Annotated in this window: 21 protein-coding genes; 3 read left to right on the top strand and 18 right to left on the bottom strand. The window is 63.5% G+C overall.

Annotated elements, in window-relative coordinates:
- Nucleotides 1-89 precede the first annotated feature (89 nt).
- Nucleotides 90-1067, top strand: a complete 978-nt coding sequence (dapD, locus tag P8T11_RS21990) for a 2,3,4,5-tetrahydropyridine-2,6-dicarboxylate N-succinyltransferase (protein WP_268080031.1) — start codon at nucleotides 90-92, stop codon at nucleotides 1065-1067.
- A 204-nt stretch (nucleotides 1068-1271) separates the two neighbouring features.
- Here dapD and P8T11_RS21985 read toward each other — a convergent pair whose 3' ends face one another.
- The gene (locus tag P8T11_RS21985; protein ID WP_268080033.1) at nucleotides 1272-1892 is read right to left on the bottom strand and encodes a hypothetical protein; all 621 of its coding nucleotides are present in this window, start codon (nucleotides 1890-1892) and stop codon (nucleotides 1272-1274) included.
- Nucleotides 1893-2048: 156 nt separating this feature from the next.
- Complete coding sequence (locus P8T11_RS21980) at nucleotides 2049-2900, bottom strand: class II glutamine amidotransferase (protein ID WP_268080035.1); 852 nt, start codon at nucleotides 2898-2900, stop codon at nucleotides 2049-2051.
- A 116-nt stretch (nucleotides 2901-3016) separates the two neighbouring features.
- On the opposite strand from P8T11_RS21980, the gene P8T11_RS21975 reads away from it, so the two are divergent.
- Nucleotides 3017-4078 carry a threonine aldolase family protein gene (locus tag P8T11_RS21975; RefSeq protein WP_268080036.1) on the top strand — a complete coding sequence of 354 codons (1062 nt, stop codon included), beginning with the start codon at nucleotides 3017-3019 and terminating at the stop codon, nucleotides 4076-4078.
- A gap of 34 nt (nucleotides 4079-4112) precedes the next feature.
- On the opposite strand, the gene P8T11_RS21970 is transcribed toward P8T11_RS21975, so the two are convergent.
- The 15 genes from P8T11_RS21970 to P8T11_RS21900 all read right to left on the bottom strand — a co-directional run bounded on the left by P8T11_RS21970 (nucleotide 4113) and on the right by P8T11_RS21900 (nucleotide 21095).
- Complete coding sequence (locus P8T11_RS21970) at nucleotides 4113-4940, bottom strand: AraC family transcriptional regulator (RefSeq protein ID WP_268080038.1); 828 nt, start codon at nucleotides 4938-4940, stop codon at nucleotides 4113-4115.
- Between the two features lie 15 nt (nucleotides 4941-4955).
- Complete coding sequence (locus tag P8T11_RS21965; protein WP_268080039.1) at nucleotides 4956-7016, bottom strand: UvrD-helicase domain-containing protein; 2061 nt, start codon at nucleotides 7014-7016, stop codon at nucleotides 4956-4958.
- Nucleotides 7017-7029: 13 nt separating this feature from the next.
- On the bottom strand, nucleotides 7030-9120 hold the full coding sequence (locus tag P8T11_RS21960; RefSeq protein ID WP_268080040.1) for a primosomal protein N': 2091 nt from the start codon (nucleotides 9118-9120) through the stop codon (nucleotides 7030-7032).
- Nucleotides 9121-9471: 351 nt separating this feature from the next.
- On the bottom strand, nucleotides 9472-10545 hold the full coding sequence (hemE, locus tag P8T11_RS21955) for a uroporphyrinogen decarboxylase (protein WP_268080041.1): 1074 nt from the start codon (nucleotides 10543-10545) through the stop codon (nucleotides 9472-9474).
- A gap of 57 nt (nucleotides 10546-10602) precedes the next feature.
- The gene (locus tag P8T11_RS21950; RefSeq protein WP_268080042.1) at nucleotides 10603-11502 is read right to left on the bottom strand and encodes a helix-turn-helix domain-containing protein; all 900 of its coding nucleotides are present in this window, start codon (nucleotides 11500-11502) and stop codon (nucleotides 10603-10605) included.
- A gap of 195 nt (nucleotides 11503-11697) precedes the next feature.
- On the bottom strand, nucleotides 11698-12123 hold the full coding sequence (locus P8T11_RS21945) for a F0F1 ATP synthase subunit epsilon (protein WP_006217064.1): 426 nt from the start codon (nucleotides 12121-12123) through the stop codon (nucleotides 11698-11700).
- A 9-nt stretch (nucleotides 12124-12132) separates the two neighbouring features.
- Complete coding sequence (atpD, locus tag P8T11_RS21940) at nucleotides 12133-13536, bottom strand: F0F1 ATP synthase subunit beta (protein WP_268080043.1); 1404 nt, start codon at nucleotides 13534-13536, stop codon at nucleotides 12133-12135.
- Between the two features lie 42 nt (nucleotides 13537-13578).
- Entirely contained in the window at nucleotides 13579-14484 is a 906-nt protein-coding gene (atpG, locus tag P8T11_RS21935; protein ID WP_050446771.1) for a F0F1 ATP synthase subunit gamma, read from the bottom strand.
- Between the two features lie 98 nt (nucleotides 14485-14582).
- On the bottom strand, nucleotides 14583-16124 hold the full coding sequence (gene atpA, locus P8T11_RS21930) for a F0F1 ATP synthase subunit alpha (RefSeq protein WP_006217061.1): 1542 nt from the start codon (nucleotides 16122-16124) through the stop codon (nucleotides 14583-14585).
- 28 nt (nucleotides 16125-16152) lie between these two features.
- Nucleotides 16153-16692 carry a F0F1 ATP synthase subunit delta gene (locus P8T11_RS21925; protein WP_050446772.1) on the bottom strand — a complete coding sequence of 180 codons (540 nt, stop codon included), beginning with the start codon at nucleotides 16690-16692 and terminating at the stop codon, nucleotides 16153-16155.
- 12 nt (nucleotides 16693-16704) lie between these two features.
- Nucleotides 16705-17175, bottom strand: coding sequence for a F0F1 ATP synthase subunit B (locus P8T11_RS21920; RefSeq protein WP_006227275.1), 471 nt, complete (start codon nucleotides 17173-17175; stop codon nucleotides 16705-16707).
- A gap of 144 nt (nucleotides 17176-17319) precedes the next feature.
- Nucleotides 17320-17562 carry a F0F1 ATP synthase subunit C gene (atpE, locus tag P8T11_RS21915; protein ID WP_003815363.1) on the bottom strand — a complete coding sequence of 81 codons (243 nt, stop codon included), beginning with the start codon at nucleotides 17560-17562 and terminating at the stop codon, nucleotides 17320-17322.
- Between the two features lie 116 nt (nucleotides 17563-17678).
- Nucleotides 17679-18560, bottom strand: a complete 882-nt coding sequence (atpB, locus tag P8T11_RS21910; protein WP_268080044.1) for a F0F1 ATP synthase subunit A — start codon at nucleotides 18558-18560, stop codon at nucleotides 17679-17681.
- An 87-nt stretch (nucleotides 18561-18647) separates the two neighbouring features.
- Nucleotides 18648-19151, bottom strand: a complete 504-nt coding sequence (locus tag P8T11_RS21905; RefSeq protein ID WP_418910321.1) for an ATP synthase subunit I — start codon at nucleotides 19149-19151, stop codon at nucleotides 18648-18650.
- 384 nt (nucleotides 19152-19535) lie between these two features.
- Nucleotides 19536-21095, bottom strand: a complete 1560-nt coding sequence (locus tag P8T11_RS21900; protein WP_268080045.1) for a DUF1254 domain-containing protein — start codon at nucleotides 21093-21095, stop codon at nucleotides 19536-19538.
- Nucleotides 21096-21182: 87 nt separating this feature from the next.
- Between P8T11_RS21900 and P8T11_RS21895 the strand changes: the two genes are divergently transcribed.
- Complete coding sequence (locus tag P8T11_RS21895; RefSeq protein WP_268080046.1) at nucleotides 21183-21362, top strand: hypothetical protein; 180 nt, start codon at nucleotides 21183-21185, stop codon at nucleotides 21360-21362.
- On the opposite strand, the gene P8T11_RS21890 is transcribed toward P8T11_RS21895, so the two are convergent.
- Entirely contained in the window at nucleotides 21349-22125 is a 777-nt protein-coding gene (locus P8T11_RS21890) for an enoyl-CoA hydratase (protein WP_268080047.1), read from the bottom strand. The genes P8T11_RS21895 and P8T11_RS21890 overlap by 14 nt on opposite strands.
- Nucleotides 22126-22148 lie beyond the last annotated feature (23 nt).

Genomic DNA, 22148 nt, shown 5'->3' with positions numbered 1-22148 from the left:
GCGCGTTTCACACTGGTGTTCTATTGAACGGCCGTTCGCGCTTCACCCATCCTACGTCGAATTTTTCCATTTTTTTATCGCTAATTATCATGTCCGCCGCTCCCTCCAGCGCCATCGCCTACGGCTTGGCCACGCTTGCCGCCGATGGCTCCGTGCTTGACACCTGGTATCCACGTCCGTCGCTGGCCGAGCGTACGCCCGCTTCCGGTACGCGCCACCTGACGCCTGAAGAAGCCCGCGCGGCGCTGGGCGAACATGTGCCCACGGCCTTGATCCGCGATACGCGGCGCAAGGTGGATATCGTTGCCGTGCGCACCGCCATTGCGTCGCTGGATGAACCGCCGGCCGATGCGCATGACGCCTATCTTCGGCTGCATCTGCTCAGCCATCGCCTGATCCGCCCGCATGAGGCAAACCTGGATGGCTTGTTCGGCGTGCTGACCAACGTGGCGTGGACGTCCGTGGGTCCTTGCGCGGTGGATCAGGTGGATGCCTTGCGCTGGCAATTGCGCGCCACGGGGCAAACACTGGAAATTCGCGGCGTGGACAAGATTCCCCGCATGACCGACTACGTCGTGCCCAGCGGCGTGCGCATTGCCGATACGGCGCGCGTGCGCCTGGGCGCGCACTTGTCGGCGGGCACGACCGTGCTGCATGAAGGGTTCTGCAATTTCAACGCTGGCACGCTGGGCGCCTCGATGGTCGAAGGCCGCATCAGCGCGGGCGTCATCGTGGACGACGGCAGCGATATCGGCGGCGGCGCGTCCATCATGGGCACCATGTCGGGTGGCGGCAAGCAGGTGGTGTCCATTGGCAAACGCTGCCTGCTGGGCGCGAACTCAGGTATCGGGATCTCGCTGGGCGACGATTGCGTGGTGGAAGCCGGCTGCTACATCACAGCTGGAACGCGGGTGCTGACGCCGGAAGGCGCGGTAGTGAAAGCGGCGTCGCTGGCGGGCCGGCATGGGTTGTTGTTCCGTCGAAATTCGCAGACCGGTGCCGTGGAATCCCTGGTCCGCACCGCGGCCTGGGGCACGCTGAATCCCGCGCTGCACGCGGGGCATTGACCCGCTCGCCAAGACGGTAAGGACAACAGAAACCTCAGCGGCAGCAGCATCAGCAACTGCGCCAGCGATAGCGTCAACGTCATCGGCAAAGCGACGCAACAACCGCCAAACCCCATGCAAAAGGGCCGCTCGTAACGCTCGGGGCGGCCCTTCATCTTTACGTATCAAGCGTGCCCGTTACGCCGCTTGCGCCGACGATGCCCGTCAGGCGTATTCCGCCGTTTGACCCAACTGGTCGTACACCAGGTTCACCAGCAGGTCCGAGCTGAGAATGCGCGTCGTCACGCACGAAAACACGGTCTTGCCGTTGTCGTCTTGCAGGGTGATCGTCTCGGTCCAGTCGTTCAGGTCGATGCGCTGCAACGATTCATAGGGCCAGGTGGCGCCGTCAATATGCAGGCCTTCGGCCGACAGGGCCAGTTCCTGCGTGTCAAAGCCGGGAAAATCACCGGACTTGATCGTCCGGAATGCCACGCGCTTGCCGTCGGCCATCAACGCTTCCAGCACGGGCAGGCGCTGCGCGACGTAGCGCGAGCGGAATGCATCCAGGAGCTGGGCGAAGTTGCTGACGTCGCCGGACACCACGGTCCAGTCTTGCGTCGTGCTGGTACGGTAGGCAAATTGGTGGATCGGGCCTGCCGTTGCGCCCGCTTCAGCGGGGAACAGGCAAAGGTCCAGTACATCCGCGAAGGCGGTGTAGCTGCGTGTGTCGCCTTGCTGGCAGACCACGCCCTTGTCATGCAATTCAAAGCGAACCGGGGCGTTCCCCGTGTGCGTAAACACCGCCAATGCGTCTGAGACTTGCGGGGTTTTGCTATCTGTCATGCAACTTCCTTATTGAGTTGGGGTGCTTTCGCGGCCCAGGACGTCGCAAAGTCATTGCGACACGCATTCTCCCTTATATGGGCGATACGTGCTTGATGACCCCTATTTATCGGCCAATTTCGACGATATTTGGCCGGATTCTGCCTAAAAGCCCCGTCACGGCCCCGGAGCAATCGGCACGAAGGGGTAATGCCGCACATCGCCGCCCCCGGCGATGATGGCGGTGGCTTCGGGCACTTCTTCCCAGACGCCGGGCATTTCGCTCAAGGGCTCGGACAGCAGCAGAAAGGCGTCTTCGTCCAGCGTGGCGATCTGCGGGTCCTGCGGATACAGCTCGCGCAAATGGCGCACGCAGGTATTGTGGAACAGGGTGCGCGACTCTGCCTCGCTGGAATAACGCACCGCAATCAGCCTTTCGCCATCCAGCGCGCACACCGTCATGTTGATGGGATGCGTCACGCCGTGGCGGCGGCCCGTTTCTTCCACCGCGCCCACCATGCGGGCCAGCGCGGGAATCGGGTCTTCCTCCAGGCCGAAGGTCAGGGCCAGCAGGAACATCACCTCGGAATCAGTGGACCCTTCCAGCGACCCGAAATAGGCCGGCGCAATCATCAGCATCAGGTCGCGGCGCAGCAAGGGGTAGTCGCGAATCACCCCGTTATGCACGAACAGCCACTGGCCGTGGCGAAACGGATGGCAGTTGGTTTCTTGCGCGGGCGTGTCGGTGGCCGCGCGGATATGCGCCACGAACAGCGGCGCGTGGATGGCGCGCGCTGCTTCGCGCAAGTTGCGATCGTTCCAGGCGGGGTGCACGCTGCGGTAGCGGAACGGCGGCTCGATGTGGCTATTCGAGGGCCGACTGTACCAACCCAGGCCAAAGCCATCGCCATTGGTCGTGGTGGCGCCCAGGCGCGAATGCAGGCTCTGGTCGATAAGCGAGTGCTTGGCCTTGAACAGCACGCTTTCCATCTGTAGGGGACTTCCGGTGTAAGCCAGCCAACGACACATGATGCGCTCCTTCAAGATGGACTTGCCCAGTGTAGGAGCCAGCCGCAATTTTCTACAAGCCCGCATGCGCGCGCCCCGGCATAGTGACGGCTTTCCCGTATCCGCCGAAGCCAACCGTGAACACGCCCTTATCCGTCCCCGCCCCCAATATGGGCTTTTCCAGCGACAACATCGCGGGCGCCAGCCCCGAAGTGATGCAAGCGCTGCTGCGCGCCAGCACCGGCCAGGCCCAGCCCTATGGCGCCGACGACAGCACCCTGAATGTGCAGCGCCGGCTGGCCGAGCTGTTCGAGCACGAGGTCGACGTGCTGCTGGTGCCCACCGGCACCGCCGCCAATTCGCTCAGCCTGGCCGCGCTGACGCCGCCCTGGGGCGCCGTGCTGTGCCACACGCAAAGCCATATCGCCAACGATGAATGTGGGGCGCCCGAGTTCTACACCCATGGCGCACGCCTGATGCTGCTGGGCGGGGCCGACGCCAAGATCGACCCGGTCCAACTGGCGGAGCAGGCGCGGCGCAAGGTGGGTGACGTGCATTCCGTGCAGCCGTCCTGCGTCAGCATCACGCAGGCCACGGAAACCGGCAGCGTCTATACCTTGGATGAGATCCAGGCCATCGGCAGCGTCTGCCGCGATGCGGGCCTGCCGCTGCACATGGACGGCGCGCGCTTTGCCAACGCGCTGGTCAGCCTGGACTGCACGCCGGCGGACATGACGTGGAAGGCGGGCGTGGAGATTCTGTCGTTCGGCGCCACCAAGAACGGCGTGCTGGGCGCCGAGGCCATCGTGATGTTCAACCCTGAGCGTGCGCGCGACCTGGCGTTCCGGCGCAAGCGCGGCGGCCATCTGTTGTCAAAGATGCGCTTGCTGTCCGCGCAAATGGAAGCGTATCTGGATGATGGCCTGTGGCTGCGCAACGCGCGCCAGGCCAACGCCATGGCCGCCCGGCTGGCGGCGGGCATGCAAGGCCTGCCCGGCGTGACACTGCAAGGCAAGGCCGACGCCAACATCCTGTTCTGCCAATTGCCCGCCGCCGCCATCGACGGCCTGCTGGCCGACGGCTTCCGTTTCTATCACGACCGCTGGGGTCCGGGCGTCGTGCGTCTGGTGACGTCCTTTGCCACCACGGAACAAGACGTGGACCACTTCCTGTCGGCGCTGCGCGCGCGGGTGGGTTGAAGCGGCTGTGTGAGGCCTGCGGCCTCGCCTACACCTACGCCGTGGGTTGATAAGCCGAAGGCGGTGCGCCATAGGCGGCGCGGAAAGCGCGGTTGAAATGGCTTTGATCATAGAAACCCACTTCCGCCGCCACCTCGGCCACCGACATGCGCGCGGTGGCCAGCACCGCGCAGGCCCGCTCCAGCCGCAGCCGCACCAACCAGGCGTGGGGCGTCAAACCCGCCGTGTGCGTAAAGCGCCGCAGGAATTGAAAACGGCTGAGTCCGCACAAGCGCGCCAGGTCGTCCAACGCGATCTTCTCGCTCAGATGCGCATGGCAGTAATCCCGCACGGCAAGCCGATGCGCCGCTGACAGGCCGCCCTTGACCACTTGCGGCAACACCGTGCGCGTGCGCAGGAACAGGTCGGCCATCAAGGCCAGCGATTGCGACTGCCGCGCCAGCGGTTCGTCCGGCGCGCGGGACATCCACACGTTGTGCAAGGCCATGAAGCGCTGCGCCAGCGCGGCGTCTTGCAGCAGCGTGCCAAAGAAGTGCTCGCGGGCGGCGGCGTCCGACACGTCTTCGATCCAGGTGCGCATCAAGGCCGCCGAAATCCGAAACGTCTTCAGTACATAGGCCGAGCCTTGGTCGTCCGCCCCCATGCCGTCATGGATCTCGCCGGGCGGCATCAACGCAATGCCGCCAGGCCCCAGCAGAATGCTCTGCCCACGAAAGTGCTGGCGTTGCACGCCCTGCGTCACCAGGCCGATGTGATAGTCCTCGTGATAGTGGCGGTCAAACTGGAATTCGCTGAGACGCGCTTGCCCCAGCACCAGCCCCGGTGTGCCGGACACGGGCAGATAGCGGACGTCGTCTTTCATGGCACGGGCTGCGCGCTACTTCTTCAGCAGCGCTTTCAACATGGCCATGCGCTCCTTGGGGTTCATGGCGGCGGTGGCTTCGTCTTCCTGCACGCGCACATCCCCCAGCCCCATCTCTTCGATGAAGCGCGACGGCTCGCGCACCAGGTCTTCGCGCGCGCGGCGGCGGCGCTTGCACCAGCTTAGATTCAGGCTGCGCTGCGCACGGGTGATGCCCACGTACATCAGGCGGCGTTCTTCCTGAATGCGCGTGGCCAGGTTCTCGGCAGCGCGCGCGGGGTCGCCCACTTCATCGTCCTTACCCAGGTGCGGTAGCAAGCCTTCTTCCACACCCGCCAGATACACGTGCGGATACTCCAGGCCCTTGGACGCATGCAGGGTCGACATCTTCACCGCATCGGGCTCGTCTTCCTCGCCGCGCTCCAGCATCGTGACCAGCGCCACGTGCTGCACCAGGTCGAAGAGCGTCATGTTGTCTTCTTCGGCCTTGCGCTTGAGCCAGCCGGTCAGCTCCAGCACGTTCTGCCAGCGCGTTTGCGCGGGGCGTTCCTCGAACAGTTCGAACAGATGGCGTTCGTACTGAATGGCTTCCACCAGGTCGTCCAGGATGACGCCGGCGGGTTCGGCCGGCGCGGCGTCCTTGCCGGTGGCGCCACGTCCGGCGCGCCACTGCATGCGGCGGATGAATTCGGCAAAGGTACGCAGGGGCTCCAACTGGCGCGGTGCCAGCAAGCTTTCCAAACCGGTTTCGGCCACGGCGGCCAGCAGCGACGTTTCGCGCGTGGCCGCGTACTGGCCCAGCACCTGCAAGGTGGCCTGGCCGATGCCGCGCTTGGGCGTGGTGGCCGCGCGGATGAACGCGGGGTCGTCATCGTCGTTGGCCAACAGGCGCAGGTACGACAAGACGTCGCGCACTTCCGCCTTGTCGAAAAAGCTTTGCCCGCCCGAGATCGTGTACGGAATCTTCAGGTTGCGCAGCGCCTGTTCCAGAATGCGCGACTGATGATTGCTGCGGTACAGGATGGCGAAATCCTTCCACTGCGCCTGCCGTTCAAAGCGCGAGGCCGACACCTTCATGGCGATGGATTCGGCTTCCTGCTCTTCACCGTCCATGGCCGACACCAGGATGGGCTCGCCCACGCCCAGGTCGGACCACAGCTTCTTGTCGAACAGCTTGGGGTTCTTTTCAATGACTGCGTTGGCGGCGGCCAGAATGCGCTGCACCGAGCGGTAGTTCTGTTCCAGCTTGATGAGCTTGATGTTGGGGTAGTCGGTGGTCAGCTTGGCCAGGTTTTCGATGGTGGCGCCGCGCCAGGCGTAGATGGCCTGGTCGTCGTCGCCCACCGCCGTGAACATGGCGCGCGAGCCCGTCAGCAACTGCACCAGCCGGTACTGGCACACGTTGGTGTCCTGGTATTCGTCCACCAGCAGGTAGCGGACGCGGTTTTGCCAGCGCGTGCGCACCTCTTCGTTGCTGGACAGCAGCAGCGCGGGAATGCGGATCAGGTCATCGAAGTCCACCGCCTGATAGGCCGCCAGCGTGGCCGCATAGCTGCGGTAGATATTGGCGGCTTCCACGTCGCCCGGCGTGACGGCTTCGCGCGCGGCGTCGTCCGGCTCCATCAGCGCGTTTTTCCACAGCGAAATAATGCCCTGCACGTGCCGCAGCCGCGCCTTGTCGGTGGTGGCCAGCAGTTCCTGGATGATGGACATGGCGTCATCGGCATCCAGAATGGAAAACGTGGGCTTGAGCCCGGCGTTGCGCGCTTCCTCGCGCAGCATCTTCACGCCCAACGAGTGGAACGTGCTGATGATCAATCCCTTGGACAGCTTGCGATCGACCAGCGTCTTGACGCGCTCGTCCATTTCGCGCGCAGCCTTGTTGGTGAAGGTCAAGGCCACCACGTTGCGGCCCATATAACCGCATTCGCGCAGCAGATACGCAATTTTCTGCGTGATCACGCGCGTCTTGCCGCTGCCGGCGCCCGCCAGCACCAGGCAGGGGCCGTCCAGGTACAGCACCGCCTCGCGTTGGGCGGGGTTCATCCCTTGGGCAATGGCTTCGTTGGCGGACATGTTGGACCTTAGGCTAGATTTCAAGCGGATCGACTTCCAACTGCCAGCGCACCCGCGCCTCGTTGGCGATATACGGCAAGTGGTGCGACCACGACGTCAGAAAGGCCTGCAAGGCCGGCCGGCTGCTGCTTTCCACCAGCAGTTGGGCACGCTCGATATTGGCCACCCGCACCACGCGCAACGGCACCGGGTCGTACAGCATGATGGCATCCAGGCTGGGAAAGTCGGCGGCCCATTCGCCTTCGGGCAGCACGCGCGCGCGCTCCAGGAAGGCCTGCGCCACTTTCAGTTCGCGCGCTTCGGCCGTCAGCAGGGCTTGATAAACGAAGGGCGGCAAGCCGGTGCTTTCGCGTTCATGCAGGGCATGGCGCGCAAAGCCCGCGTAGTCATGGCGCAGCAAGGCCTGATACACCGGCTGCTCCGGGTAGCCGGTCTGGATAAGCACCTCGCCATTGCCCTGGTGGCGGCCGGCCCGGCCCGCTACCTGCATCAGCTGAGCAAACAGGCGCTCGGGCGCGCGGAAGTCGTGCGCGAACAGCATCGAATCGGAATTCAGCACGCCCACCAGGCCCAGCCGCGCAAAATCATGCCCCTTGGCCACCATCTGCGTGCCCACCAGGATGTCGACCTCGCCCGCGTGCACGGAGGCGAACAGCGCTTCGGCACTGCCTTTCTTGCGCGTGCTGTCGGCATCGATGCGCAGGATGCGCGCCCCGGGGAACAACTCGGCCAGATGCTCTTCGATGCGCTGAGTGCCCCGGCCCATGGGCGCCAGGTCCTGGTCGCCGCATTCCGGGCACGCACGCGGCACCGGCGCCTGGTAGCCGCAGTGGTGGCACTGCAGCCGATGGCCGCGCCCATCCGTGCGATGCAGCACGGTAAACGCGGTGCAGCGCGGGCAATTGCTGACCCAGGCGCAGGACTGGCAATGCAGCACCGGGGAATAGCCGCGCCGGTTCAGGAAGATCAGCGACTGCTCTTTGCGTTCCAGGCGCTGGCCGATGGCTTCCAGCAAATGTGGCGACATGCCGTGCTTCATCTGCAGGCGGCGTGTGTCCACCAGACGCATCGACGGCAGCGTGCTGGAGCGCGCCCGGCCCGGCAGCGTCAAGCGCAGATAGCGGCCGCGCTCGGCATGCTGCCAAGTCTCCAGGGACGGCGTGGCCGAGCCCAACACCACGGGAATATCCAGATCGTGCGCGCGCCACACGGCAAGGTCACGCGCCGAATAGCGCAGGCCGTCCTGCTGCTTGTAGGAAGCGTCGTGCTCTTCGTCCACCACGATCAAGCCCAGCTTGCTCAGGGGCGCAAAGATCGACATGCGCGTGCCCAGCACCATGCGCGCCTCGCCGCGTTGGGCGCGGGCCCAGGCCTGCAACCGCTCACCGTCGGACAAGCCGCTGTGCATGACGGCCAGGCCATCCGGCCCCACCAAGGCTTCCAGGCGCGCGCGCAGCGCGGCTTCCAACTGCGGCGTCAGGTTGATTTCGGGCACCATCAGCAGCACTTGCCGCCCCTGGCCCAGCACTTTTTCCGCTGCCCGCAGGTAGACCTCGGTCTTGCCGCTACCCGTCACGCCATGCAGCAGCACCGGCTTGAAGCCGGTCAATGCCCCAATGGTGTCCACGGCAGCGCGCTGCGCGTCGTTAAGTTCCGGCGGCTGATCCGCCTTGGCCGGCGCACGCACCGGTTTCCGCTTGCGATTGTCCAGGCGCGCCACCGGGCCGCCCGCCGAACGCTTGCCCTGATACGCGGTGGGCTTGCGCAAGGGCGGAGGCAAGGTAGGCAACATCACTTCGCCCAAAGGCCGCTGATAGTAGTCCGCCGCAAAGCGCGCCATGCGCAGCCAGTCTTCGTCAAAGGGGGGCAGGTCGTCCAGCACATGTTCGATCGGCCGGATCTGCTTGGGCTCGTATGACGGCTCCGCCGGGTTCTCCACCACCACGCCGACCATCTTGCGCCGCCCAAACGGGACGATCACCCGCAAGCCCACCGCGACCGGCGCATCACTGCGGTAATCGAAGGGGCCGGGCAAGGGGACGTCCAGCGCCACGCGCACCCAGCAGACGGCTTCGGAAGTCGTTCCTGCGAGCGGTTCAGACATGGAGACTTGGACGGGTCATGGAAAAGGTTTAATCCGAATGGATGATAGGTAATCGGGGATGGCGCCGCTGGACAATTGCCGCCCAGGCGCGCCGGCCGGCTTGGGCGGCGCCTGTGGATAACTTTGGGGAAAAGGCTGGAGCAACGTCAATTTTCGGAATAAGCCAAGATTGCGCAGCATGCTGCAATCCGGTGGAAAACTCTATTTTTCCGTTTAAAAACAGCAGCTTATATAACGTTCCAAGATTGTAAACTAGCTTCTAAAGGGTTTTCCCCAGGCAAATTCCTGCTGTGCACAAGTACTTGCCCGGGCCCTCAAATATCGGCCCTAGGAACCGAAGCGTTCACTCACTTACCCCCGCAGCGTGCGGCTGTGTTGGTGGACTTCTTCGACCAATTCGGCTACGGCTTCCGGCGGAGTGAAGCGCGAAATTCCGTGTCCCAGGTTGAACACGTGGCCGCCCTTGCCGACCGGACCAAAGGCGTCCAGCACGCGGCGGGCTTCCGCGCGGATGGCGGGGCCACCGCCAAACAGCGCCATCGGGTCCAGGTTGCCCTGGAAGGCAACCGAGTCGCCGGTGCGGCGGCGCGCCGCGGCCAGGTCCACGGTCCAATCCAGCCCCACGGCGTCGCAACCACAAGCCGCAATCTGTTCCAGCCATTGGCCACCGCCCTTGGTGAACACGATGACGGGCACGCGCCGGCCTTCGTTTTCACGGGTCAGGCCATCCACGACCTTCTTGGAGTAGGCCAGCGAGAATTGCTGGAACAGGCCATCGGCCAGCACACCGCCCCAACTGTCGAACAGCATGACGGCCTGAGCGCCCGCGGCGATCTGCGCGTTCAGGTATTGCAGCGTGGCCTCGGCGTTGATTTCCAGGATGCGGTGCAGCAGGTCCGGGCGGGAATACAGCATGGTCTTGATCAGGCGGTAGTCGTCGCTGCCCTTGCCTTCGACCATATAGCAGGCGATGGTGAACGGGCTGCCGGCAAAGCCGATCAGCGGCACCTTGCCGTCCAGCTCGCGGCGGATCACGCCTACCGCATCGAAGACATAACGCAGCTTGTCCATGTCGGGCACGGCCAGGCGGGCGACGTCTTCCTCGGTGCGCACGGGGTGGGCAAAGCGCGGGCCCTCGCCTTCGGCGAAGTCCAGGCCCAGGCCCATTGCATGCGGCACCGTCAGAATGTCCGAAAACAGAATGGCCGCATCCAGGTCGTAGCGCGCCAGCGGCTGCAACGTGACCTCCATGGCGTAGTCCGGGTTTTGAGCCAGGCCCATGAAGGAGCCTGCGCGGGCCCGCGTGGCGCGGTACTCGGGCAGGTAGCGACCCGCCTGGCGCATCAGCCAGATCGGGGTATAGGGCACGGGCTCGCGCAAGAGCGAGCGCAAGAACACATCGTTCTTCAAGCTGGAAGCAGACACGACTATCCTCGTTGATCGGAAGCCGTGATTTTACTTCCCTTGGGGCGCAAGAGCGGTTTAGTCACGCATCCTGCGTCCTTGCGCTGCCTGCCGGTACGGCGCGGCCTCAATACCATGCTTGCGCATCAAGGCCCAGAAGGCACGGCGATGCTTTTCGCAGGCGCGCGCGGCCTGCGCCACATTGCCGCCATGGCGCGACAGGGCGTGGCGGATGTAGTCACGCTCGAATCCGTCGACCACCCGCGCCTTGGCTTGGCGGAACGACTCCTGCGCCGCCTGGCGCCGGGTGTCCCGCAGGTTGGCCAGGCCCTGTGCGAGGATGTCTGCAGCCACCGGGGGCCGGACGGCGTGCAGCGATGGCGCGGCGCTGCTGCCGTCGGCGGTGTAGCGTGCCGACGCCTCTTCCACCCTGGCCTCGCGCCAGGCCGGGTGCGTGCCCGAGGCGGACCGACGCAGGCGGCCCAACCGCACTCGCATGCTTTCCATGCAGGCGGGCTGCGCCATGAAGTCCGCCGCGCCCAGGCCCAGCAAGTCTTCGATGGCGGGCGCTTTCATGCCTTCCATCAGCAGCAGCAAGGGCGTGGTCAGCGCGTCGCCCGCGTGCGACAGGGCCATGCGCGCCCAGGCCACCGACGATGGCGCCACCGGCAGCACACAGCTGTCATAGCGCCGCAGCGACACGGCAACGCGGGCCAACGCCTGTACGTCCTGGTGCAAGCCCGCAGGCAGGCGCGTGGCCTCGGGTGTACTCGCGGAGTCCACGGCGGCATCACCCGTGGCAGCAGAACCGGTGGCGACATGGCCCGTGGCCACATTACCCGTGCCCGCCTGCGCCTCCAAAGGCACCAGATGCAAGCGTACGCGCGGCAGCCCGGCCTGATACCGCGTCACCCAGTCGCGCATGGCGGCTTCATGGCCGGGCGCCAGCAGCACCCCGCAATCCAGAACTTCTCGCACGCTTCCCCCTACGCTCGTTAGGCAAGCTTGAAGGCTACTGTTGCAAAACCCGCCCAGCTATTCGTATCGAACGCATTGCGGTCGCCACGGCCAGGGCCCGTGCAATTCACCCGTGCAATTCGAACAGGCATGAAAAAGGCGGCCAATGGCCGCCTTTTTCAATCCAGAGCAAGCTCCGGTGTACTGCTTTGCCGCTTAGTGCGAACGGCCGCCTTGACGCAGCTTGCGCGCCGCGATGGCTTGCGCAGCCAGCATGGCGAGTTCCGCTTCGACAACTGCGATGTCCGCCTTGTCCTTGGCGTTCGCCAGGGCCTCTTCGGCCTTCTTGCGAGCTTCCACGGCGCGGGCTTCGTCCAGATCGGAAGCACGGATAGCGGTGTCGGCCAAAACCGTCACGCTGCCCGGCTGCACTTCCAGAATGCCCCCGGCGACGAAGATGTTTTCCTCGCCTTGGTCGGCACGAACGATCTTGACCGTGCCGGGGCGTATGCGCGAAATCAGCGGGGTGTGGCCGGGCAAGATGCCCAGTTCACCCGCTTCGCCAGGCAGCACCACGAACTTCGCCTCACCGGAGAAGATCGCTTCCTCTGCGCTGACGACATCCACATGCAGGGTAGCCATATCGGTTCCTTATTGCAGTTTCTTGGCCTTCTCGAAGGCCTCGTCGATCGAACCGACCATGTAGAAGGCCTGTTCCGGCAGTGCATCGCACTCGCCGTCCACGATCATCTTGAAACCACGGATGGTTTCGGCCAGCGGAACGTACTTGCCGGGCGAGCCGGTGAACACTTCAGCAACGTGGAACGGCTGCGACAGGAAGCGCTGGATCTTACGCGCGCGGGCCACGGCCTGCTTGTCTTCGGGCGACAGTTCGTCCATGCCCAGAATCGCGATGATGTCGCGCAGTTCCTTGTAGCGTTGCAGCGTTTGCTGCACGCCACGGGCAACCGCGTAGTGCTCTTCGCCAACGACTTGCGGGTCGAGCTGGCGGCTGGACGAATCCAGCGGGTCCACGGCCGGGTAGATACCCAGCGAAGCGATGTCACGCGACAGCACGACGGTGGAGTCCAAATGCTGGAAGGTCGTGGCAGGCGACGGGTCGGTCAAGTCATCCGCAGGGACGTACACGGCCTGGATGGACGTGATCGAACCGGTCTTGGTCGACGTGATGCGCTCTTGCAGCTTGCCCATTTCTTCAGCCAGCGTGGGCTGGTAGCCCACGGCCGACGGCATACGGCCCAGCAGTGCGGACACTTCGGTACCGGCCAGGGTGTAGCGGTAGATGTTGTCCACGAAGAACAGGATGTCGCGGCCTTCGTCACGGAACTTCTCGGCCATCGTCAGGCCGGTCAGCGCCACGCGCAGACGGTTGCCCGGGGGTTCGTTCATCTGACCGAACACCATCGCAACCTTGTCCAGAACGTTCGACTCTTCCATTTCGTGGTAGAAGTCGTTGCCTTCGCGGGTACGCTCACCCACGCCGGCAAACACCGACAAACCGCTGTGCTGCTTGGCGATGTTGTTGATGAGTTCCATCATGTTCACGGTCTTGCCCACGCCGGCGCCGCCGAACAGGCCGACCTTGCCGCCCTTTGCGAACGGGCAGACCAAGTCAATAACCTTGATGCCGGTTTCCAGCAGTTCCACCGACGGCGACAGTTCGTCGAAACGGGGAGCCGGTTGGTGGATGCCACGCTTTTCTTCGTGTTGGATCGGGCCGGCTTCGTCGATGGGACGACCCAGCACGTCCATGATGCGGCCCAGCGTGCCGGTGCCGACGGGCACCGAGATCGGGGCGCCGGTGCCGGTGACTTGCATGCCGCGGCGCAGGCCGTCGCTGGAACCCAGCGCAATGGTACGCACCACGCCGTCGCCCAACTGTTGCTGCACTTCCAGCGTCAGACCCTTCTCGGCGAACGAGGAGGACTCGTCGTCGGCCAGGGTAAGCGCCTCATAGATCTTGGGCATGTGATCGCGGGGGAACTGAATATCCACCACGGCGCCGATGCACTGAACGATGGTTCCGTTGCTCATGTCGATTCCTTGCTTGATAGCTTTAGATGGGAGCTGCCTGCCTTACACGGCGGCAGCGCCCCCTACGATTTCCGAAATTTCCTTGGTGATCGCGGCCTGACGGGTCTTGTTGTAGACCAGTTGCAGCTCTCCGATGACCTTCTTGGCGTTGTCCGACGCCGCCTTCATGGCGACCATCCGGGCCGACTGCTCCGAAGCCATGTTCTCGGCCACGGCTTGATACAGCAGGCCTTCAACGTAACGCTGCAGCAGGTCGTCGATCACGCTACGGGCGTCGGGTTCGTAGATGTAATCCCAGCTGTAGTCCGACTTCACTTCCGACGTCTTGGCCAGGCTCTCGGCACCCGATTGATACGGATCGTCCAAACCACTGGCCAACGGCAGCAGACGCAAGAACAACGGCTCCTGCTTCATCGTGTTGACGAAGCGGGTCGAAGCCACGTACAGCGCATCGATGCGGCCTTCCAGGTAGGCGTCCAGCTGCACCTTGATCGCGCCCAGCAGGCGGTCCAGTTGCGGCTTGTCGCCCAGTTGCACTTCCTGGGAAACCAGTTTGGCGCCGATACGGGTCAGCACACCCACGCCCTTGTTGCCGAAAGCGGTCGCTTGCACGGCGATGCCGTTTTTCTCGAACTCTTTCAGCTTGCCCAACGTCACGCGAGTGATGTTGGTGTTCAAGCCGCCGCACAAACCCTTGTCAGTCGTCACCATGACCACGCCGACCGCCTTGACTTCGCGTTCGACCAGGTACGGGTGGCTGTACTCGGGGTTGGCCTGCATCAGGTGCGCAGCAATCTCGCGCACCTTGGTGGCGTACGGACGACCAGCACGCATCCGTTCCTGCGCCTTGCGCATTTTGGATGCGGCGACCATTTCCATCGCCTTGGTGATCTTGCGCGTGTTTTGCACGCTCTTGATCTTGGTTCGGATTTCCTTAATTCCGGGCATTGCGCTTTCCTGTGAAGACTGGCCGATGGGTTCCGCTCACGCCTCAACCATCCGGTAAGGACGGGTGAGGCGTTGCAGACGCCTAACCCATCACTTTCTTAAAAAGCACCGTGCTTCTTGAATTCCTGAACGGCGGTGGCCAGTTCGGCCTCGTCGTCCTTGGACAGTTCCTTGGTGTCTTCGATGCGCTGGATCATGGCCGCATGCTTGGCCTTCAGTTGATCCTTCAGCGACTTCTCGAACGACAGCACTTGGGCCACGTCCACGTCATCCAGGTAGCCGTTGTTGACCGTGTACAGCGTGACGGCCAGTTCCCACACTTGCAGCGGCTGGTATTGCGGCTGCTTGAGCAGTTCGACCACGCGCTTGCCGCGTTCCAGCTGGCGACGGGTGGCGTCGTCCAGGTCGGAAGCGAACTGCGCGAAGGCGGCCAGTTCACGGTACTGCGCCAAGTCGGTACGGATACCGCCGGACAGCTTCTTGACGACCTTGGTCTGCGCAGCACCACCCACACGCGACACCGAGATACCGGCGTTGATGGCGGGGCGGACACCGGCGTTGAACAGGTCGGTTTCCAGGAAGATCTGGCCGTCGGTGATCGAGATCACGTTGGTCGGAACGAAGGCGGACACGTCGCCGGCTTGCGTTTCGATGATCGGCAGTGCGGTCAGCGAACCGGTCTTGCCCTTGACGGCGCCGTTGGTGAACTTTTCGACGTAGTCTTCGTTCACGCGGGCAGCACGTTCCAGCAGACGCGAGTGCAGGTAGAACACGTCGCCCGGGTAGGCTTCACGGCCCGGCGGACGGCGCAGCAGCAGCGACACCTGGCGGTAGGCCCAGGCTTGCTTGGTCAGGTCGTCATAAACGATCAGGGCGTCTTCGCCACGATCGCGGAAGTATTCGCCCATCGTGCAACCGGCGTAGGCGGCCAGGTATTGCATGGCGGCCGAGTCCGAAGCCGAAGCGGCCACGACGATGGTGTATTCCATCGCGCCGTGCTCTTCCAGCTTGCGCACCACGTTGTTGATCGTGGAAGCCTTCTGGCCGATAGCGACGTACACGCAGGTGACGCCCTTGCCCTTCTGGCTGATGATCGTGTCGACGGCGACAGCGGTCTTGCCGGTTTGGCGGTCGCCAATGATCAGCTCGCGCTGGCCACGGCCGATCGGCACCATCGAGTCGATAGCCTTGACGCCGGTTTGCAGCGGCTGCGACACCGAGCGGCGGGCAATAACGCCAGGCGCCACTTTTTCAATGATGTCGGTTTCCTTGGCGTTGACCGGGCCCTTGCCGTCGATCGGCTCGCCCAGCGTGTTCACCACGCGGCCTTTCAGTTCCGGACCAACCGGAACTTCCAGAATGCGGCCGGTCGTCTTGACCTGGTCGCCTTCGGAGATGCCGGTGTAGTCGCCCAGAATAACGGCGCCGACGGAGTCGCGCTCGAGGTTGAGCGCCAGACCGAAAACGTTGTTGGGAAATTCGAGCATTTCGCCCTGCATCACGTCGGACAAGCCGTGGATGCGGGTAATACCGTCGGTCACGGACACGACGGTGCCCTGAGTACGGACATCAGCCGAAGCGCCCAGGCCCTCGATGCGGCTCTTGAGCAGTTCGCTGATCTCGGAGGGATTGAGTTGCATATTGACTCCTGGAATCCTGTTAGTTGCCTTAAGCGGCGAGCTGATCGCGCATGCGGACCAATTGGGCTTGTACGGAAGTATCGAGCACCTGGTCACCGACAGCCACGCGCACGCCGCCGATCAACGACTGGTCGACGGTGACGTTGGGCTTGAGCTTGAGGCCGAATTTTTGTTCGAGCGCGTCGACCAGGTCTTTGACCTGGGCGTCGCTCAGTTCGAACGCGCTGGTGATTTCCGCCTGCGCCGTGCCCTCGTGACGATTGCGCAGCACCACGAATTGCGTGGCGATGTCGGGCAGCAGCAGCAGCCGGTCGTTTTCAACCAGCAGCTCGATGAAATTACGGGCGGCCTGCGGCAGTTCGGCCTTGATCAGGCCGGAGAACAGCTCGACGCGCTGCTTGTCACCCAGACGCGGGTCGGCCATGGCCTCGCGCACGTCGGGGTTGGAGGCGACCTGCGACATTTCGCTGACCAGGTCGGCCCAGGCCGGCAAGCCGGCCTTGTCGTCGCGCGCTGCGCTGAAGAGCGCTTCAGCGTAGGGCCGGGCAACAGTGGAAAGTTCAGCCATGACGGTCCCGGATTAAAGCTGCGCGCGAAGCTGGTTGAGCAGCTCGGCGTGGGCGCGGGCGTCAACCTCGCGCTTGAGGATCTGTTCAGCACCCTTGACAGCCAGCGCGGCAACATCGTCGCGCAGCGAGTCACGAGCGCGCTGGACTTCCTGCGCGGCATCCTGAGCGGCTTGGGCCACGATACGGGCGCGTTCAGCTTCCGCTTCACGGCGGGCTTGCTCGATCAGGGAGGCAGCTTGCTTCTCGGCCTCGATGATGCGGGCGTGGTTTTCGGACTTGGCAGAAGCCTCGATCAGACTGACACGCGCCTGGGCTTGAGCCAAATCGGCCTTGCCCTTCTCGGCGGCGGCAAGGCCGTCGGCGATTTTTTGGCGGCGCTCGTCCATCGCCTTCGTCAGAGGAGGCCACACGAATTTCATCGTGAACCAGCCCAGAACGAAGAACACGAGCATCTGGAAAATGATCGTCGCGTTCAGATTCACGGTCGTTCCTTTAACACCTTGCGGCTCCGACCGCACCCGGAAAGGGGCGTCACGGAGCACTCGATACTTTGCTGGCCGGCGACGGGGCTGTTGCCCACATCGCCGCCAACGTCATGACCCGCCTATTCGCCGGCGGGCGCTGCCTTAACCGACGAACGGGTTGGCGAAGGCGAACAGCATGGCAATACCCACGCCGATCAGGAATGCCGCGTCGATCAGGCCGGCCAGCAGGAACATCTTCGTTTGCAGAGCGTTCATCAGCTCAGGCTGACGAGCCGAAGCTTCCAGATACTTGCCGCCCATCAATGCGATGCCGATGCAAGCGCCGATAGCACCCAAACCGATGATGAGACCGCAAGCGAGGGCAACGAAAGCGACGTTGGTCATGACAACTCCTTGGTTAGAAATCTGAAGTCAAAAATTGAAAATAAGGGGTACAGCTCAATGCAAGATAATCTTGCTATCCCACGCTGGCCGGATGACCAGCGCGGGAAATTCGGGGATCAGTGGCCTTCGTGTGCCTGGCCGAGATACACCAGCGTCAGCATCATGAAGATGAAGGCCTGCAGAAGGACGATCAGGATGTGGAAGATCGCCCAGATGGAGCCGGCCAGGATGTGACCGATTCCCAAGCCGATGCTGGCACCGTTAAAGCCGGTCCAGGCGCCACCCAGCAGGGCGATCAGCATGAAAATCAGTTCGCCGGCGAACATGTTGCCGAACAACCGCATGCCCAGCGACACGGACTTGGCGGCGTATTCGATCAAGTTCAGCAGCAGGTTGAACGGGGCCAGCACGATGGCGCCCAGGCCATGCGCATGGAACGGCGCGGTGAACAGTTCTTTGACGAAGCCACCCGGGTGCTTGATCTTGATGCCGTAATAGAACATCAGCAGCAGCACGCCCAGCGACATGCCCATCGGCACGTTCAGGTCGGCCGTCGGCAGAATGCGGTGGTAATAGAGGGGATCGCCGTGATGCGCACCCAGGCCGGTCAGGCGCCAGATGGAGGGCAACAGGTCAACCGGCAGCAAGTCCAGCGCGTTCATCAGGATGATCCAGAGGAACACGGTGAGCGCCAGCGGGGCGATGAAAAGACGGCTTTTGGCGTTGTGGACGATGCCCTTGGCCTGGTCGTCGACCATGTCGACGATCATTTCCACGAAAGCCTGGAAGCGGGTCGGTACGCCACTGGTGGCGCGGCGAGCAGCGCGCCACAGAAAGAAAATGACGATCAGACCCATCAGGCCGGACCAGAACAACGAGTCGTAATTGATGACGTTGAACTGAGCAATTGCGCTCTGTTTTTCACCGGTATTGTTCAGATGCACCAGGTGATGCTGAATATACGCGGACTGAGGCGACACGTCGCTGGCAGCAGCCATTTGAATCCTACCCTATTTGCTGTATGCCCGAACCCTTGCGAGTCGGACGATTCCACGATCACGTTTGCCGCTACTTACTGCTCGGCGCTAAGACAACTTGCGGAACATCAAGAGCAAGAGATAACCCTTCAATGTGAGTATCAGACCCAGCAATGCGGCAGGCCAAACCAGACTGTCCTGTGCCACACGCGAAAGCATCCACAACAGCAATGCGGTTGCGAACAACTTGATCAACTCACCAGAGAGAAAGGTAAAGGGATTGGCTTTACCGGCCCGAACACTGACAGCCAGGCGCAATGCAAACAATGCATTGGGTATGAAATACGCTCCCGCCCCCGCCAGCGCCGACCAACCAGCCGCCGCCCCTCCGACAACTCCCGCAATTACCGCTGCTGCGAGCCCCATGGCGCCTTGCGCCGCCAGTGCCAACAGGAGACCGCGGCTTGCCTGAGCATTCAGCGCCACGCGATCCGCGTCGCTTAGAACCAGGACCTTGATGTCGTCATCGTTGATGCCATCACTGTAGATGCCACCACCACCTGCTCCATCCCCACCCTGGCCCGACAACCCTCGTTGCTGCGCATCTTGCATTTTGCTTTGCATTGCGCTTTGCATCGAGTTTTGCATTGGCTCATGCATCAAACACCCCGCTACTTCTTGCCCCTGTCAGAACCGGCTAGCCTGCGCAAAAGCAGTGTTTTTCAACTACTTTTACCTACCCGGCCGCCACGTGTTCTTATCCCGCAAGCGTCAAACCCGCAGAGTATAGCTTGAATCTTTTTACCCAAGCAAATGAACTTTCGGGAGTTTGTAAGGTGCGCGCAACGTCCCCGGCCGCATCGAAATTAGGGACGCGAACCGGGGCTGGCCACGCGCTGCGCAAGCCTTGCGCAGCGCGGCGTGGGCACGAAAAAGCGGCCCTTCATCGAAGGGCCGCTTTTGGTTCCGGCAGGCGGTTCTAAACCGCGCCCATGATCAGTCTTCCCTGACCGGCGGCGGCGCCCAAAGACCGTCCAGCGCCGTATTCTGCGGCCAATACAGACGCATGCTCAAGAGGAACGGGCCGTCGGCAGCCGGCGTGCTGACCCAGTTCGAACGCTTCCTGTCGCCCGGATCCCGACGTTGGATATAGATGTCCAGCGAACCGTCGTCGTTGTACTTCAGCTCATCGGTGCTGCGCAGCACGTAGCGGTTGGCGGGGTTTTCAGCAAAACCGTGCTTGTCGTTATAGACATGCAGCGACCAGAACGCATTGGCCGGCGGCAGTTGCCCCTTGTCGAAATGCAGCACGTAGTCTTCGTCCGAATCCAGCTGGCGGCCCTTGGAGTCCGACATGGTCACCGGATACAGCACATCTTCCGGCGTGGGCGCCCCCAAGCCCGCGTAGGCAATCGCGGCACGTCGGGAATAGTCGGTGCCATAGGTACCGATGCCCGACAGCACGGTGTTCCAGTTATTGATCGGCGTACCCAAACGCGATACGCCATCCGCGATGCGACGGCCTGCCAGCGGTTGCGCGTCGGCCAGCGCCTGTTGCACGGCCGGGCTCAAGCGCCCGTACGAGAACGGTTGACGGCTGTCGAGCCCAATGCGGCGCATGCGCTCAAGCATCGGCGTGTCGTTGGCGTGCGGCGGGTTGTTGCGCAGCACGTCAAAGAACAGCGTAAAGAACGAGGCCGCGTCCATGCTGGCCGCTTGTTCGGCGGGCGTGCCGTCGGGCACGTTCACCGGCATTGGCATGGGCAGGCTGCTGCCGATGGGGGCCGAGCCCACGCGCGAGCCGGTTTGCGGGTAGGCGTTGCCGGCGTTGCGGTTGCGCGAAGCAGCGGTCGAGGTCGCGGCCATCGGCGCCATCATCGGCGAGGCCGTCATGCCTGCCTGAATCTGATTGACGGCGGCATAGTCCTGCGGACCCTTGGCCTGCGTCCAGCCGATCAGCCAACCCGTGGAGGTGGGGCTGTGGATGACATCGACACCCGCGGGCACGCTGCCCTGCCAATTGGGGCCGACGATGGCAAACGACTGCGCGCCGGGTCCGTTGGTGCGGGTGCCGCGCGAGGCGAACACGTCGCTCCACATATCCAGTGCCGACAGCACCGAGTATCGGCCGCCGGTATCCGGCAGGTTCACGATCAAGGGCGCTTGCGACACGTCGAACCACAGGCTGGAATACAACGCATCGGCGCTGGGCCACGGGGTGTCGGCGGCGCGCGGATCCGGGAACGCGGTCTTGTGGCCGAACTGGTTGACCGGCGCGCGGCCATCCAGGGGTGTCTGCACGGCGGTGGCCTTGCGGCGCGCCAGTTCCATCAGCACCATCGGATAGGCGTAGACGTAGGCGTCGATTGCCGTGTCGCGCAGTTCCTGCTCGCTCATTTGCGGGGCGGGCGCGGACGACGCCGGATACGGCGTTTCAGAGACCAGCCGCAGCGTGGACTGCGGCGCTTGAGCCTGGGTGGCGGTCATGGCGCAGGCGCTCAACGCGCCGGCTAGTACCGCGGTCGACCACCGGCGGCGAGCAATAAATGTACGCATGCAAGGCTCCTTCTTGATTTTGTTTGCTAGCGAGCCGCCGCGCGGGACTTGCCAGTGGGGCAAGCCGCTCTGGCGCGGCACCTCTTGATGACGCTTAACCAGCATAGGGAAGAAGCCTGCAACAAGGTGCTGCCCAGACGTTTCAAGGCGCAACGGCCACGCAACACCCTCGCGCCCATGAAAAAGCGCGCCGGAGTGGGCGCGCTGGGCTTTCTGCGACAGAACCGCAAGCGTTTTGCGGCAGTAACAAGCCTTAACGGTGTTTAAAGTCCGGTTTGCGCTTTTCGGTGAATGCGGCCATCCCTTCCTTCTGGTCTTCCGTGGCGAACAGGGAATGGAACACGCGGCGCTCGAACAACAGGCCTTCGTTCAAGGACCCTTCGAACGCGCGGTTCACGCATTCCTTGGCCATCATGACGGACGGCAGCGACATCGACGCGATGACGGTTGCGGCGTCCAGCGCTTCTTCCATCAGCTTGTCGGCGGCGACCACGCGCGACACCAGGCCGGCGCGTTCGGCTTCCTCGGCGCCCATCATGCGGGCGGTCAGGGCCATGTCCATGGCCTTGGCCTTGCCCACGGCGCGCGGCAGGCGCTGCGTGCCGCCCGCGCCGGGAATCACGCCCAGCTTGATTTCGGGCTGGCCGAACTTGGCCGTGTCGGCGGCGATGATGATGTCGCACATCATGGCCAGTTCGCAGCCGCCGCCCAAGGCGTAGCCGGCCACGGCGGCGATCACGGGCTTGCGAATGCGCTTCAGGGTTTCCCAGTTGCGGGTGATGTATTCGCTGCCGTACACGTCCATGTACGACCAGTCTTTCATGGCGCCGATGTCCGCGCCCGCGGCAAAGGCCTTTTCGCTGCCGGTGATGACCACGCAGCCGATGTCGGCATTGGCCTCGAACGCCAGCAACGCCGCGCCGAGCTCATCCATCAGTTGATCGTTCAGCGCATTGAGCGCCTTGGGGCGGTTCAGCGTCAGCAGGCCGACGCGGCCCCGGGTTTCGACCAGTACAAACGACTCGCTCATTGAATGTCTCCAGTAGGAAGTAT

The sequence above is a fragment of the Achromobacter spanius genome (assembly GCF_029637605.1).
Classification (GTDB): domain Bacteria; phylum Pseudomonadota; class Gammaproteobacteria; order Burkholderiales; family Burkholderiaceae_B; genus Achromobacter; species Achromobacter spanius_E.
The sequence above is the reverse complement of the archived record's forward strand: the minus strand, read 5'-3'. Positions and strand labels throughout refer to the sequence as shown.